This is a genomic window from Franconibacter sp. IITDAS19 (genome assembly GCF_023079515.1).
Lineage (GTDB): Bacteria > Pseudomonadota > Gammaproteobacteria > Enterobacterales > Enterobacteriaceae > Franconibacter > Franconibacter pulveris.
This window is the reverse complement of record NZ_JALJCP010000008.1, coordinates 281,263-294,485: the sequence shown is the minus strand read 5'-3', so window position 1 is coordinate 294,485 and position 13,223 is coordinate 281,263. Positions and strand designations below refer to the sequence as shown.

Annotated in this window: 12 protein-coding genes; 5 read left to right on the top strand and 7 right to left on the bottom strand. The window is 57.0% G+C overall.

The annotated features are described in order from the left end of the window. Positions 1 to 94 precede the first annotated feature (94 nt). The 4 genes from mepS to MT962_RS18540 form a co-directional block, all read right to left on the bottom strand. Positions 95 to 664, bottom strand: coding sequence for a bifunctional murein DD-endopeptidase/murein LD-carboxypeptidase (gene mepS, locus MT962_RS18555; protein WP_247366193.1), 570 nt, complete (start codon positions 662 to 664; stop codon positions 95 to 97). 424 nt (positions 665 to 1,088) lie between these two features. Then, positions 1,089 to 1,793 carry a phosphatase PAP2 family protein gene (locus MT962_RS18550; protein WP_035895805.1) on the bottom strand — a complete coding sequence of 235 codons (705 nt, stop codon included), beginning with the start codon at positions 1,791 to 1,793 and terminating at the stop codon, positions 1,089 to 1,091. 35 nt (positions 1,794 to 1,828) lie between these two features. Next, positions 1,829 to 2,815: a GTP-binding protein gene (locus MT962_RS18545; protein ID WP_247366192.1), complete on the bottom strand. Its 987-nt coding sequence runs from the start codon at positions 2,813 to 2,815 to the stop codon at positions 1,829 to 1,831. Positions 2,816 to 2,931: 116 nt separating this feature from the next. After that, on the bottom strand, positions 2,932 to 4,398 hold the full coding sequence (locus MT962_RS18540) for a fructuronate reductase (RefSeq protein WP_247366191.1): 1,467 nt from the start codon (positions 4,396 to 4,398) through the stop codon (positions 2,932 to 2,934). Positions 4,399 to 4,604: 206 nt separating this feature from the next. On the opposite strand from MT962_RS18540, the gene uxuA reads away from it, so the two are divergent. After that, entirely contained in the window at positions 4,605 to 5,795 is a 1,191-nt protein-coding gene (gene uxuA / locus MT962_RS18535) for a mannonate dehydratase (protein ID WP_048888128.1), read from the top strand. A 108-nt stretch (positions 5,796 to 5,903) separates the two neighbouring features. On the opposite strand, the gene yeiP is transcribed toward uxuA, so the two are convergent. After that, positions 5,904 to 6,476, bottom strand: coding sequence for an elongation factor P-like protein YeiP (yeiP, locus tag MT962_RS18530; RefSeq protein ID WP_024556307.1), 573 nt, complete (start codon positions 6,474 to 6,476; stop codon positions 5,904 to 5,906). Between the two features lie 169 nt (positions 6,477 to 6,645). On the opposite strand from yeiP, the gene MT962_RS18525 reads away from it, so the two are divergent. Further along, on the top strand, positions 6,646 to 6,900 hold the full coding sequence (locus tag MT962_RS18525; protein WP_247366190.1) for a YkgJ family cysteine cluster protein: 255 nt from the start codon (positions 6,646 to 6,648) through the stop codon (positions 6,898 to 6,900). Here MT962_RS18525 and setB read toward each other — a convergent pair. Then, the gene (gene setB, locus MT962_RS18520; protein ID WP_024556309.1) at positions 6,897 to 8,078 is read right to left on the bottom strand and encodes a sugar efflux transporter SetB; all 1,182 of its coding nucleotides are present in this window, start codon (positions 8,076 to 8,078) and stop codon (positions 6,897 to 6,899) included. The two genes, MT962_RS18525 and setB, sit on opposite strands and share 4 nt — an antisense overlap. A 369-nt stretch (positions 8,079 to 8,447) precedes the next feature. Between setB and fruB the strand changes: the two genes are divergently transcribed. Genes fruB through fruA form a run of 3 tightly spaced genes read left to right on the top strand, consistent with a single transcriptional unit; the run spans position 8,448 to position 12,233 of the window. After that, on the top strand, positions 8,448 to 9,581 hold the full coding sequence (gene fruB, locus MT962_RS18515) for a fused PTS fructose transporter subunit IIA/HPr protein (protein ID WP_048888127.1): 1,134 nt from the start codon (positions 8,448 to 8,450) through the stop codon (positions 9,579 to 9,581). After that, positions 9,578 to 10,516, top strand: coding sequence for a 1-phosphofructokinase (fruK, locus tag MT962_RS18510; protein ID WP_024556311.1), 939 nt, complete (start codon positions 9,578 to 9,580; stop codon positions 10,514 to 10,516). Before fruB ends, fruK begins: the two co-directional genes overlap by 4 nt. A 16-nt stretch (positions 10,517 to 10,532) precedes the next feature. Then, positions 10,533 to 12,233: a PTS fructose transporter subunit IIBC gene (fruA, locus tag MT962_RS18505; RefSeq protein ID WP_024556312.1), complete on the top strand. Its 1,701-nt coding sequence runs from the start codon at positions 10,533 to 10,535 to the stop codon at positions 12,231 to 12,233. A gap of 59 nt (positions 12,234 to 12,292) precedes the next feature. Here the strand turns inward: fruA and nfo are convergent, their stop codons facing one another. Then, complete coding sequence (nfo, locus tag MT962_RS18500) at positions 12,293 to 13,150, bottom strand: deoxyribonuclease IV (RefSeq protein WP_024556313.1); 858 nt, start codon at positions 13,148 to 13,150, stop codon at positions 12,293 to 12,295. Positions 13,151 to 13,223 lie beyond the last annotated feature (73 nt).

Below are 13,223 nucleotides of genomic sequence, written 5' to 3'. Positions count from 1 at the left end.
ACCATCTTACACAGCCGCAAATAATAAAAAAACGCTGCCGGAGCAGCGTTTTTTTATTGTTCGTCAACGTTGGCCATCAAGGGGGAAAGCAACATTAACTGCGGCTTAATACTCTTCGCGCTTCATTGTAGCGCTTCTTCCAGTACGGTTCGTCCATGCTGGAAATCATGACGCCGCTGCTGGTGGAGGCATGTACAAACTGGTTATTGCCAATGTAAATACCTACGTGGCGGCCGGTAGAGCCTGCCCGGAACAGCACCAGATCGCCGGTCCGCAATTTTGTGCGGTCAACGCTTTTGCCCATTTCCTGCTGTTCGTAAGTAGAACGCGGTAATTCTAAGCCAAACTGTTCACGAAAAGTACGCTGTACGAAACCGGAACAGTCGATGCCGCTTTTGGTGCTGCCGCCCAGACGGTAGCGGACGCCTTTCCAGCTGGCATATTGATCCATAAGTCGCGATTTAACATCGAGATTACGAACCATATTTTCAAATTCATCCTGAGAGGCTTGCAGTAAAAAACCATCATTATTGCCAACTGCATGCGTCTCAGAATGCATATTTTTTGCGGTGTTAGTGGAGCTACATGCTGACAGCAGTACCGCGACTGCGACTGCGGGTACGAACCGCAGAAAATATCTCAAAATCGGCTGAGATTTGACCATATTATTTATTTTCCCTTGATGTCCTTAACGATAAATATCGTTATAAAAATGCCAAACGTGACGAGACTAAATACCCGCGCGTGTTGAGACAATTCCGAATGAACGAAATTGTGCAGAAACGCACATTTTTATTTTCAGCGCCGCGGACGCGGTCTTGAAAGCAAAACGAGACCGAGATTACCCGATCAAACCCTGTATGGCGAGTGGTTTTATCGCTTTTTTTATAAGAAATTGTGATGTGAAAAGAGGAAAGTGTGTAGTTGTGTAACAATGGCCTGAAAAGGGTAAAAAACAGGCTATTCATTGCGTTATTAAATAATCATTACGCTGGTAATGATATTTAACCGAAATTAACCTCCCGGAAACAATCAGGGATCGAAAACGATCCCTGATGAAACGGTTTTAATATTTTAATTAAATGTTATCAAATTGTTTGTTTTTTACCGGGGAGCGTGCGGTCAAACCACGCAATAACCTTGTCGGAAACAGGGGTTAATAAACACCAGGGCAACCCTGTCAGCACCACACAAAGTGAACCTACAAATATATCGGTAAACCAGTGCGCGCCAATCATCATGCGGGGAAGGGCAAACACGGCAAAAATAAGTAAGGCGATAGCAAACGCTTTTTGACCAAAATATCGCCACATAAATCCCGCAAAAATAAGCAGCATCATGCCATGGTCGCCAGGGAAACTGTCCGTCGACGCATCTTTGGTCGAAATAGATAAAAGTTCGCTGACGCGGTTAATGCCGGTAAACGTTAACGTCGGGCTGGGACGGGTAACGGGCAGTAAACGCTGACCGAGTTGGTTTAGCACCACTGCCGTCAGCAGCATCACCAGACCCATCAGTACGATGCGGCGTTGCTGCGCAGGCGCGGCGCGGCGCCAGTGCCAGAGCATCAGTGCCCCCATCGCCAGCAATGAGCAGCCGTCAAAAGCCCGGTTATTGGTAATAGCCACAAACCACAGAAACGGTCGGTTCACCGCCAGCTGCTGGTTAAAAAAGGTAAAGACGCCCGTATCAATGGCGTACCAGAAACCATGGTTAGCTGGCAGGAACCAGGAAAGGAATAACGCTACGCCCGCGACGTTCAGCAGCAGGATAAGCGGCAAACGAATCTTCATGATCGGAGTCACAGTTTATTAGAAAAAGGGCAACGTTAGACCTGTGAACTTAAACGAAGCTTCAACAAAGCGGCTTGCAGGCTGTTCCAGTCCGCTTCATTCTGCGTAATCAGTTCAATTCTGCTGTCAGGCGGCGCTACGTTCTGGGTTTCAATATTCAAGTCGAGACCCTGTCGGTTGATTCGCACCAGCCCTTCAGGAATGCGCAGCACGCCCTTTACGCGGTCTACTGGCGCGAGCCGCGCCCATTCCAGCAGCCCAATGGTATCGAACACCGTGTCGGCATCAAAAATCCAGCCGCAGGCGTGATAGCCCTGGCCATGATTAAGGTTGCGCCGCCAGCGCTGGTTTTGTGCGAGGCTTAACGCCGCAAGCCCCCGGCTGCTGGGATGAGCATGGCTGTGTTCCACGCTTGCCGGCAATTCACGCTGGTTTTCGCGCGGTTTATCGAGCCACGCGCCGTCGATATTTCCCTGCGTGGCGAAAACCACTTCGCGGCCCTCTCCCTGTTCCACCCGCCATTTATCCAGCGCCTGACGGCTATCCTCGTCCGCGTGATCGCTTTTATTGGCGATAATAATGTCCGCCGCCGCTAACTGATCGCGGAAGTTTTCATTGCTCAGGCACTTTTCATCCAGCAACTGACGTGGGTCGAGCAGACAAAGGGTGGCGCGTAAATCTATCCACGGCTCGTAGACCGGCGCGGTCAGCATATCCAGAATCTGTTTGGGATGTCCCAGGCCGGTGGGCTCTATCAACAGGCGATCCGGTTTGCCCTGGCGCAGCAGCGTGTTAAGCCCTACCTGCATCGGCAGGCCGTTGACGCAACACATGCAGCCGCCGGGAATTTCTTTCAGCAGCGCGCCGCTGTCGGCGAGCAGGGCGCCGTCAATGCCCACTTCGCCAAATTCATTGACCAGCACGGCCCATTTTTCCGCCGGATCTTTTTGCGCCAGCAGATGCAAAATGGTGGTGGTTTTACCGCTACCGAGAAAACCGGTAATGAGATTGGTTTTAGTCACGCGCGCTCCCGGACAAAAGAGAAAACGCCAATAGTGTCTAAAAACCTTAGCAAAGAGAAGAAAGAAGAGGGGGCGACGCTGAGCGCCGCCCCCTATAAAGCATGGATAGTTAAAACTTAACGACCGGCAAGACGGGCGACCGCCTCTTTCGCGCCATTGCGGGAAAGGCTTTGCCAGGCCGCTTTCAGGCTATGCACGAAAATCGGGTTCTGCGGTAAGTCGGCGCCGAAAATTTCCTGTAAAGAGAGCAGCGCTTCAACGCGGTTTTCCTGCGGGCAGTTCTCAACCAGCCCGCGAATTTTTTCGCTCAGCGGGTCGCGCACGTCGATGGCGTCGCCTTGTTCATCCACGCCGCTGACGTAGCGCATCCAGCCTGCCACACCCAGCGCAAGCAGCGACCAGTCGCCGCCGTGTTGCAGATGCCAGCGAATGCTCTCCAGCATGCGCTGCGGCAGCTTCTGGCTGCCATCCATCGCAATCTGCCAGGTGCGGTGTTTAAGCGCCGGATTGCTGAAGCGGGCAATCAGGCTGTCGGCATAGGCCGTTAAATCCACGCCGGTGATGCGAAGCGTCGGCGCCTGCTCTTTGAGCATTAACTGGCGCGCCGCCTGGCGAAAACGCGCATCCTGCATGCAATCGCTGATATGCTGATAACCCGCCAGGTAGCCCAGATAGGCCAGAAAAGAGTGGCTGCCGTTCAGCATGCGTAGCTTCATCTGCTCCCAGGGCTGCACATCCTCAACAAGCTGGACGCCCGCCGTTTCCCATGCGGGCCGGCCGGCGACGAAATTATCTTCGATAACCCATTGAATAAACGGCTCGGCGCTGATGGCGCACGGGTCTTCCACGCCCAGCGCGTCGGCGATTTCCGCAAGCGACTCCGGCGTGGCGGCAGGCACGATACGGTCCACCATCGTCGCCGGAAATGTCACATGTTCGCCTATCCACTGCGCCAGTTCGGGGCTGCGCTTTTGCGCCATGCCGAGCACCGCCTGACGCACGACGTGGCCGTTATCCGGGATATTGTCGCAGGAAAGCACGGTAAACGGCGCGAGACCCCGCTCGCGGCGGCGGTGCAGCGCTTCCACCAGTAGACCGGGTGCGGAATGCGGCTGGTGCGGGTTTTCGAGATCGTGAACGATGCGCTCATTGCGCGTATCCAGTTTGCCGGTCGCCGGGTCGATGCAATAGCCTTTCTCGGTAATCGTCAGGGAGACGATAGCCACCTGCGGTTCACAGAACTTTTCGACAATCGCTTCCATACCGTCAAGCTTTGCGTTCAGGCACTCTTTCACGGCGCCAATGAGGTATGCCTGGTTGCCGTCCGCGCCTTTTTCCAGCACGGTATAAAGATGGTCCTGGGCGCGAAGATCGCTCATTAGCTTGTCGCCGCTGAACAGGCTGATTTCGCAAATTCCCCAGTCGCCGCCCTGTTGATTCAGCACGCGATCGGTTAACAGCGCCTGGTGCGCGCGGTGAAAAGCGCCGAAGCCGAAATGCACGATGCGGCTTTGTAAACGATGACGATCGTAGCGGGGGCGCTTAACCGAATCGGGCAGCGTTACGGAGGCAATTGTATTCATTTAGTACATACCTTATTAACCATCATTTAACAAAACCAGTGTAAAGTTATATGACAGCAAATTGAATTGGTATGCCGTAAATATCCGGGGTTTGTGAGCTGGATCAATCAATGGTGGCGGGCGGTTTGATCGCTTAGTGGAAACCTGTATGGTAGTCGTCATTGGTTCTGGTATGATTGGTATAACAACTTAACGAGGGGATGGTCATGGAACAAACCTGGCGGTGGTATGGCCCAAACGATCCGGTATCACTGGATGATGTGCGTCAGGCAGGCGCGACCGGCGTCGTTACCGCGCTGCATCACATTGCAAATGGCGACGTCTGGCCGGTGGAAGAGATCCGCGCGCGCCAGGCGCTGCTGGCGGAAAAAGGGCTGGTCTGGTCGGTAGTGGAAAGCATTCCGGTGCATGAAGAAATTAAAACCCACACCGGTAATTACGATAAGCACATCGCTAACTATCAGCAAAGCATCCGCAATCTCGCAGCCTGCGGCATCGACACCGTTTGCTATAACTTTATGCCTATTCTCGACTGGACGCGCACCGACCTCGAGTACGTCCTGCCGGACGGCTCAAAAGCGCTGCGCTTTGACCAGATAGCCTTTGCTGCGTTTGAACTGCATATTCTCAAACGTGAAGGGGCGCAGGCGGATTACAGCGAAGAAGAGCAGCGTCAGGCGCAGGACTATTTCACTAACGCGAGCGAAGCGGAGATTGAGAAGCTGACGCGCAACATCATCGCCGGCCTGCCAGGCGCGGAAGAGGGCTATACGCTTGACCAGTTCCGCGCGCGCCTTGCGGAATATCACGGCATCGATAAAGCCCAGCTTCGTGAAAACATGGCTTATTTCCTGCGCGCCATTGTACCGGTAGCGGAAGAGGTGGGCGTGCGGCTGGCGGTGCACCCGGACGATCCGCCGCGTCCTATTCTTGGGCTGCCGCGCATTGTCTCTACCATCGACGATATGCAGTGGCTGAAAGAGACGGTGAACAGCATTAACAACGGCTTCACCATGTGCACCGGCTCCTACGGCGTGCGCGCTGATAACGACCTGGTGCGGATGATAGAAACGTTCGGCGATCGCATTCACTTTACCCATTTGCGCTCCACCTGCCGTGAAGCGAACCCGAAAACCTTCCACGAAGCGGCGCATCTGCAGGGTGACGTGAACATGGTGGCGGTAGTTGACGCTATTCTGAGTGAAGAGCTGCGTCGTAAAAAGGCGGGCGATCGGCGTCCTATCCCGTTCCGTCCGGACCACGGCCACCAGATGCTTGACGATCTGCGCAAGAAAACCAACCCGGGTTATTCGGCAATCGGCCGCCTCAAAGGCATGGCGGAAGTGCGCGGCGTTGAGCTGGCGCTGAAGATGACGAAATACCCTGAGTTGCTGTAACTCTGATGGGAACGGCGTAGCTCGCCGTTAACGCAGATAAAAAAACCGGCATGCTTGCCGGTTTTTTTGGGGGCCTGACAGCGAAGCGCCGCCAGGTGAGCAGGCCTGTTAGTCTGCGCGGCCCATATAGCGTTTCTCTTCGATATGAATGCGGATTTTCTCGCCCGCCGAGAGGTATTCCGGTACCTGCACCACCAGACCGGTCGTCAGCGTCGCCGGTTTGTTGCGCGCGCTTGCGGAAGCGCCTTTGATGCCCGGCGCCGTTTCCACGATTTCCAGGTCTACCGTCTGCGGCAGCTCCAGCGCCAGCAGCTGGCCGTCCCACAGCAGCACCTGCATATCGGGCATGCCGCCTTCCGGCATGAACTGCAGCTCTTCTTCAATCTGATCTTTCGTGAAGGTATAGGGCGTATAGTCTTCTTTATCCATGAACACATATTCGTCGCCGTCTACGTAGGAGAAGTCCACAAAGCGGCGGTTCAGGGTAACGGTATCGACAATGTCGTCGCCTTTAAAACGCTCTTCCACCTTCAGGCCGGTGCGCACATCGGAGAAGCGCATTTTATAAAGCGTGGCCGCGCCGCGAGCGCTGGGTGACTGAATATCAATGTCTTTTACGAGCAGCAGTTTGCCGTTGTAATTGAGCACCATACCTTTTTTGATTTCGTTAGCTCTTGGCATCGAAGTGTCCTGTTAATTTGGGATAGCAAAAATATCGCGACAAATTACTCGCGAGGCGTCAGCCAGGCAAGCGGATTTCACCGCTTTCGCTGCATGGCGCGAAAAAGTCGTTAGTGTTTCCAGGCGGCGCCTGATAAAGTCCGCGCCTGTCTGCCTGGCCGAGGTCATTATGGAATGTCGTCCCGACTGCGGTGCCTGCTGTACCGCGCCTTCAATATCGAGCCCCATTCCGGGCATGCCAGACGGCAAGCCGGCGAACACGCCTTGCGTGCAGCTTGATGAGCATAAGCGCTGCAAGCTGTTCGGCTCGCCGCTGCGGCCAAAAGTGTGCGGCGGCCTGCAACCCTCCCCCGAGATGTGCGGCATACATCGCCAGCACGCGATGGACTACCTCATCCATCTCGAGGCGCTTACCGCGCCCTAAACATCCTTAATCCGCCACAGGCACCAGACAGCGGCGGCCGTCATGACCAACGCCACGTAAAACACAGCGTGATAGTTCCAGATTTCCGCAATCACACCCGCAAGCGAACCGGCGATAATCCAGCCCACGCGCGTCGTATTAGTATAAAGCGTGGTCGCGGCGCCCGCCTGACCCGGCATCAGATCCTGAAAATAGAGCATGCCGATGCCGGCCAGGATGCCGATGTAAATGGCGTTAAGCAACTGCAGGCCGAGCAGCATGACGGGGCTGCTGAGCATCAGCATGCCGAGATAAAACAGCACGCCGCCCACAATCGCCACACGCATTAAAAAGCGTTTGCCGAACCGCTTTGCGTAGTAGCCCGCCACCAGCATGGTCGGAATTTCCAGCCCCGCGGCGGTGCCCATCATCACGCCAGCCAGCTTCTCCGACAGATGCAGCTCATTAATGATGTAAAGCGGCATATTGATGATGTAAAGGCTGTTGGTGCCCCACATCAGGGTGCAGATGACAAACAACAACAGGGCGTCGCGACGGTTGCGGCGCGGCGCCTCAAGCGTCGTGGAGGTGGCTACCGGCTCTTTGCGCATCGAAGGCAGGAAGCCCCACACCATCAGGCCGCAGACGATAAACGCCGCCGCCGCGCTCAGGTACATCACCTGAAAGCCAAAGCCCATCGCCAGGGCATACGCCAGCGGCGGCCCGACAACCCACGCCAGTGAAACCTGAGCGCGAAGAATTGAGCTGAACATGACCGCTTCCCGGCCGGTGCGGTCGGCATGCTCACGCGCCAGGGCAAACATCTGCGGGTTGGCGGTAGAGCCGAAGCTGCTCAGGAACACGCCGATAAACAGCAGAATGAAATAGTTGCGGTTCCAGGCGAACAACACGCAGGCCAGCGCCCCCAGCAGACAGCAGACGAAGATAAGGGATTTGCGGTCGCCTTTTTTATCCGAACGGCCCGCCAGAAACTGGCTGACCAGAATGCCGATAATGGCGCTGCCGGTAAAAAAGAAGCCGACCATCGCTGGTCGCGCATGCACCTCTTCAGTGAGAAACAGGCTGAGCGTAGGCGTTTGCAGCGCCCCGGCGATGCCGGTTAAAAAAGCTACAATTAAAAAAGAGGCGGAAGCCATGTCAGGCATTCGCAAGCGGGACGCAGCAGGAAGGTTTTGCATAACAAATGAACGCTTTCAAAAGGGAAGGCGAAGTTTACGCGCCTCGTGCGCAAATAAACAGCGGCCTGTATTAAACGCCACACGAATAATCAAAAAGCTGTTTTATTTTTTGCTGACGGAGCGCTGAACCCGGAGCTGACCAGCCTGAAAAAGGCAGAAGTAACTTCAGCAAATGGGACCTGAAAGGTATGAAATGTGCGACACATCTAAAAATGTACATCCCGTTTACGGCTTTTCTTGCGCCGCGCAGCAGAAGTCCTCACACTTCTTGAAACGTTTCAGCGTTATCTTCGGGTTTTTTCAGCCGTCAGGTAACGCCTTTTTTCTCAGAAAGGCTGAAACGATTCACTTTCAGCAAGCGAGGAGACCATGTTCCAGTTATCTGTTCAGGATATCCATCCCGGCGCCAGCGCCAACAATAAAGAAGAAGCCATCCGTCAGGTTGCTGACGCGCTGGTGAAAGCGGGCAATGTAGCTGACGGCTATGTTAACGGCATGCTTGCTCGCGAACAGCAAACCTCCACCTACTTAGGCAATGGCATCGCCATTCCGCACGGCACCACCGATACCCGCGACCAGGTGCTGAAAACCGGCGTGCAGGTCTTCCAGTTCCCGCAGGGGATCCGCTGGGGCGACGATCAGGTGGCGTATGTGGCTATCGGCATCGCCGCCAGTTCAGACGAACACCTCGGCTTGCTGCGTCAGTTAACGCACGTGCTGAGCGATGACGCCATCGCCGAACAGCTTAAAACCACCAACAGCGCTGAAGAGTTGCGCGCGCTGCTGATGGGCGAAAAACAGAGCGATGCGCTGAAGCTGGATAACGAAATGTTCAGCCTTGATGTAGCGGCAAGCGACCTGGTTACGCTGCAGGCGCTGAACGCCGGTCGTCTGAAGGCGGCGGGCGCGGTGGACGCCGCTTTCGTCAGCCAGGCGATTGTCGACGCGCCGCTGAATCTGGGGCAGGGCGTGTGGCTGGCTGACAGCGCGCAGGGCAACCTTGCGAGCGCCGTCGCGGTGAGCCGCCCGGCAAACGCGTTTGAAGCGAATGGCGAAAAAGTTGGCCTGCTGATGACCGTCGCCATGGTTGACCAGCAGCCGCTGCCGGTGCTCAAGCGCCTGGGCGACCTCCTGCTGAATCAGAAAGCGGACCGCCTGCTTAGCGCCGACGCTTCTACGCTGCTTGCGCTGTTGACCAGCGACGAGGCGTTAACCGAAGACGTGCTGAGCGCCGAGTTTACCGTGCGCAACGAGCACGGCCTGCACGCTCGTCCCGGCACGATGCTGGTAAACACTATCAAGCAATTTAACAGCGATATCACCGTCGCTAACCTCGACGGCACCGGCAAGCCGGCTAACGGCCGCAGCCTGATGAAAGTGGTGGCGCTCGGCGTTAAGAAGGGGCATCGCCTGCGCTTTACCGCACAGGGAGCGGATGCTGAAGCGGCGCTGAAAGCGATTGGCGAAGCCATCGCCGCCGGTCTTGGGGAGGGCGCAGCATGAGCAGACGTGTTGCCACCATTACGCTAAACCCGGCTTATGACCTGGTCGGCTTTACGCCGGAAATCGAACGCGGCGAAGTCAACCTCGTACGCACCACCGGCCTGCACGCTGCGGGCAAAGGCATTAACGTTGCGAAGGTGCTCAAGGATTTAGGGATTGATGTCACCGTCGGTGGTTTCCTCGGCAAAGATAATCAGGATGGCTTTCAGCAACTCTTCAGCGAGCTTGGCATCGCCAACCGTTTTCAGGTGGTGCAGGGCCGTACTCGCATTAACGTGAAGCTGACGGAAAAAGATGGCGAAGTGACCGATTTTAACTTCTCCGGTTTTGAAGTCACCGCGGCGGACTGGGAACGTTTTGTTAACGATTCCCTGAGCTGGCTTGGGCAGTTTGACATGGTCTGCGTCAGCGGCAGCCTGCCGGCGGGCGTCAGCCCGGAAGCGTTCACCGACTGGATGACGCGCCTGCGCAGCCAGTGCCCGTGCATTATTTTCGACAGCAGCCGCGAGGCGCTGGTGGCGGGCCTGAAAGCCGCGCCGTGGCTGGTGAAACCGAACCGCCGCGAGCTGGAAATTTGGGCAGGCCGCAAGCTGCCGGAAATGAAAGATGTTATTGATGCCGCCCACGCGCTGCGCGAGCAAGGCATCGCCCACGTGGTGATTTCACTGGGTGCAGAAGGGGCGCTGTGGGTCAACGCCTCTGGCGAATGGATAGCCAAACCGCCCGCCTGTGAAGTGGTCAGCACGGTAGGCGCCGGGGATTCAATGGTCGGCGGTCTCATCTACGGCCTGCTGATGCGCGAATCCAGCGAGCACACGCTACGTCTTGCTACGGCGGTGGCGGCGCTGGCGGTCAGCCAGAGCAATGTCGGCATCACCGACAGGACACAGTTGGCGGCGATGATGGCGCGCGTCGACTTACAACCTTTTAACTGACAGCAGGAGAGGCATAATGAAAACGCTGCTGATTATTGACTCCGCGCTCGGCCAGGCCCGCGCCTATATGGCGAAGACCCTGCTCGGTGCGGCGGCGCAGAAAGCGCATCTGGAACTTACCGATAACCCGAACGACGCGGAGCTGGTCATTGCGCTGGGCAAAAACCTGCCGGCGGATAGCGCGCTCAACGGCAAAAAGGTGTTTGTTGGCGAAATCGATCGCGCCGTAGCGCACCCGGAGCTGTTCCTTGGCGAAGCCAAAGAGAAAGCGCAGTCGTACAGCGCGCCGGTTGCGGCGGCTCCGATTGGCGCGCCGACGGCGGGCGGTCAAAAACGCATTGTGGCGGTTACGGCCTGCCCGACTGGCGTAGCGCACACCTTTATGGCGGCGGAAGCTATCGAAACCGAAGCGAAAAAACGCGGCTGGTGGGCGAAAGTGGAAACCCGCGGCTCCGTGGGGGCAGGCAATGCCATCACGCCGGAAGAGGTGGCGCAGGCGGATCTGGTTATCGTGGCGGCGGATATCGAAGTGGACCTGGCGAAATTCGCCGGCAAGCCAATGTACCGCACCTCTACCGGCCTCGCGCTGAAGAAAACCGCGCAGGAGTTCGATAAAGCCCTCGCCGAGGCTAAGCCCTATCAGCCTTCCGGCCAGGCGGCTTCCGCTTCCGCAGGCCAGAAAGAGCAGGGCGGGGCAGGCGCCTATCGTCATCTTCTGACCGGCGTTTCCTACATGCTGCCGATGGTGGTGGCGGGCGGTCTGTTAATCGCGCTCTCTTTTGTGTTCGGCATCGAAGCGTTTAAACAGGAAGGCACGCTTGCCGCGGCGCTGATGAAAATCGGCGGCGGTTCCGCCTTCGCCCTGATGGTGCCGGTACTGGCTGGTTTCATCGCTTTCTCTATCGCTGACCGTCCGGGCCTGACGCCGGGCCTGATTGGCGGCATGCTCGCTGTCAGCACCGGCTCCGGTTTTATCGGCGGTATTCTTGCGGGCTTCCTCGCAGGCTATGTTGCCAAAGCGATCAGCGGCAAGCTGAAGCTGCCGCCAAGCATGGAGGCGTTGAAACCTATCCTGATTATTCCGCTCTTCTCCAGCCTGATTGTCGGTCTGGCGATGATTTACGTTATCGGCACGCCGGTCGCGAAAATCCTGGCGGGCCTGACCGCCTGGCTGCAGGGGATGGGAACCGCCAACGCGGTGCTGCTGGGCGCCATTCTTGGCGGCATGATGTGTACCGATATGGGCGGCCCGGTGAACAAAGCGGCTTACGCTTTTGGCGTGGGGCTGCTGAGTTCCCAGGTTTACGCGCCGATGGCGGCTATCATGGCGGCCGGTATGGTTCCGCCGCTGGCGATGGGCATTGCGACGATGGTGGCGCGTCGTAAATTCGACAAAGGCCAGCAGGAAGGGGGCAAAGCGGCGCTGGTGCTGGGCCTGTGCTTTATCTCCGAAGGGGCGATTCCGTTCGCCGCCCGCGACCCGATGCGCGTTATTCCCTGCTGCATCGTGGGCGGCGCTATCACCGGCGCTATCTCTATGGCGGTAGGCGCGAAGCTAATGGCGCCGCACGGCGGTCTGTTCGTGCTGCTGATTCCTGGCGCTATCACGCCGGTGCTGGGCTACCTTCTTGCTATCGTCGCCGGTACGCTGGTGGCGGGTCTGGCTTACGCTTTCCTTAAGCGTCCGGAAGCGGAACTGGCGGCGAAAACCGCCTGAGCGTTACGGTAAGAAAAAAGCTCCCTGCGGGGAGCTTTTTTTATTGCTGAAAACAGCGGTTATACCGTTGCCGTAGTCGTTTGCTGCGCCTTAAGCCAGGCGATTTCTTCAGCCCAGATATCCGGGTTAATGGTCTCAAGCACCATCGGGATGCCGTCGAAGCGGCTGTCGCGCATCAGCCAGCGGAACGGCGTATGGCCGATGTTCCCTTCGCCGAGGCTATGGTGGCGGTCCACCCGGCTGGCGAAAGCGCTTTTCGCGTCGTTTAAGTGCATGCCGCGTAAATACTGAAAGCCGACAATACGGTCAAACTCAGCGAAAGTCTCTTCGCACGCCTCTTCCGTGCGCAGGTCGTAACCCGCGGCGAAGGCGTGGCAGGTATCAATACAGACCCCGACACGGCTCTTGTCGTCCACCTGGTCGATAATCGCCGCCAGATGCTCGAAGCGAAAGCCGAGGTTGCTCCCCTGGCCTGCGGTGTTTTCAATGACCGCCGTCACGCCTTCCGTTTGCTCCAGCGCGATGTTCACCGATTCGGCGATGCGCGAGAGGCAGGCCTCTTCGCTGATTTGCTGTAAGTGACTGCCCGGGTGAAAGTTCAGCAGCGTCAGCCCAAGTTGCTGACAGCGCGTCAGCTCGTCAATAAAAGCCTTACGGGATTTCTCCAGCGCTTCCGCTTCCGGATGGCCGAGGTTAATCAAAAAGCTGTCGTGTGGCAGGATCTGCCCCGGCCCGTAGCCATGTTTTTCACAGGCGGCTTTGAATTCATCGATAATCGCCGGGGTGAGCGGGGCGGCACGCCATTGACGCTGGTTCTTGGTGAACAGCGCGAAAGCTGTCGCTTCCAGCTCGGCGGCGCGGGTGGCGGCATTGGCGAGCCCGCCGGAGGCGCTGACATGCGCTCCAATAAACTTCATCTTTCTCTCCTGTCATACCCGCAAAGGGGGAACGTTTTATCATAGCGGCAACGTCCAGGAAAGCGCGTGCCGG

Bases quoted from the DNA above. Each gene is read 5' to 3' on its own strand.
- fruA (WP_024556312.1), top strand. From the start codon at position 10,533: ATGAAAACGCTGCTGATTATTGACTCCGCGCTCGGCCAGGCCCGCGCC.
- yeiP (WP_024556307.1), bottom strand. From the start codon at position 6,476: ATGCCAAGAGCTAACGAAATCAAAAAAGGTATGGTGCTCAATTACAAC.
- setB (WP_024556309.1), bottom strand. From the start codon at position 8,078: ATGCAAAACCTTCCTGCTGCGTCCCGCTTGCGAATGCCTGACATGGCT.
- fruK (WP_024556311.1), top strand. From the start codon at position 9,578: ATGAGCAGACGTGTTGCCACCATTACGCTAAACCCGGCTTATGACCTG.
- mepS (WP_247366193.1), bottom strand. From the start codon at position 664: ATGGTCAAATCTCAGCCGATTTTGAGATATTTTCTGCGGTTCGTACCC.
- MT962_RS18540 (WP_247366191.1), bottom strand. From the start codon at position 4,398: ATGAATACAATTGCCTCCGTAACGCTGCCCGATTCGGTTAAGCGCCCC.
- fruB (WP_048888127.1), top strand. From the start codon at position 8,448: ATGTTCCAGTTATCTGTTCAGGATATCCATCCCGGCGCCAGCGCCAAC.
- nfo (WP_024556313.1), bottom strand. From the start codon at position 13,150: ATGAAGTTTATTGGAGCGCATGTCAGCGCCTCCGGCGGGCTCGCCAAT.
- MT962_RS18550 (WP_035895805.1), bottom strand. From the start codon at position 1,793: ATGAAGATTCGTTTGCCGCTTATCCTGCTGCTGAACGTCGCGGGCGTA.
- MT962_RS18525 (WP_247366190.1), top strand. From the start codon at position 6,646: ATGGAATGTCGTCCCGACTGCGGTGCCTGCTGTACCGCGCCTTCAATA.
- uxuA (WP_048888128.1), top strand. From the start codon at position 4,605: ATGGAACAAACCTGGCGGTGGTATGGCCCAAACGATCCGGTATCACTG.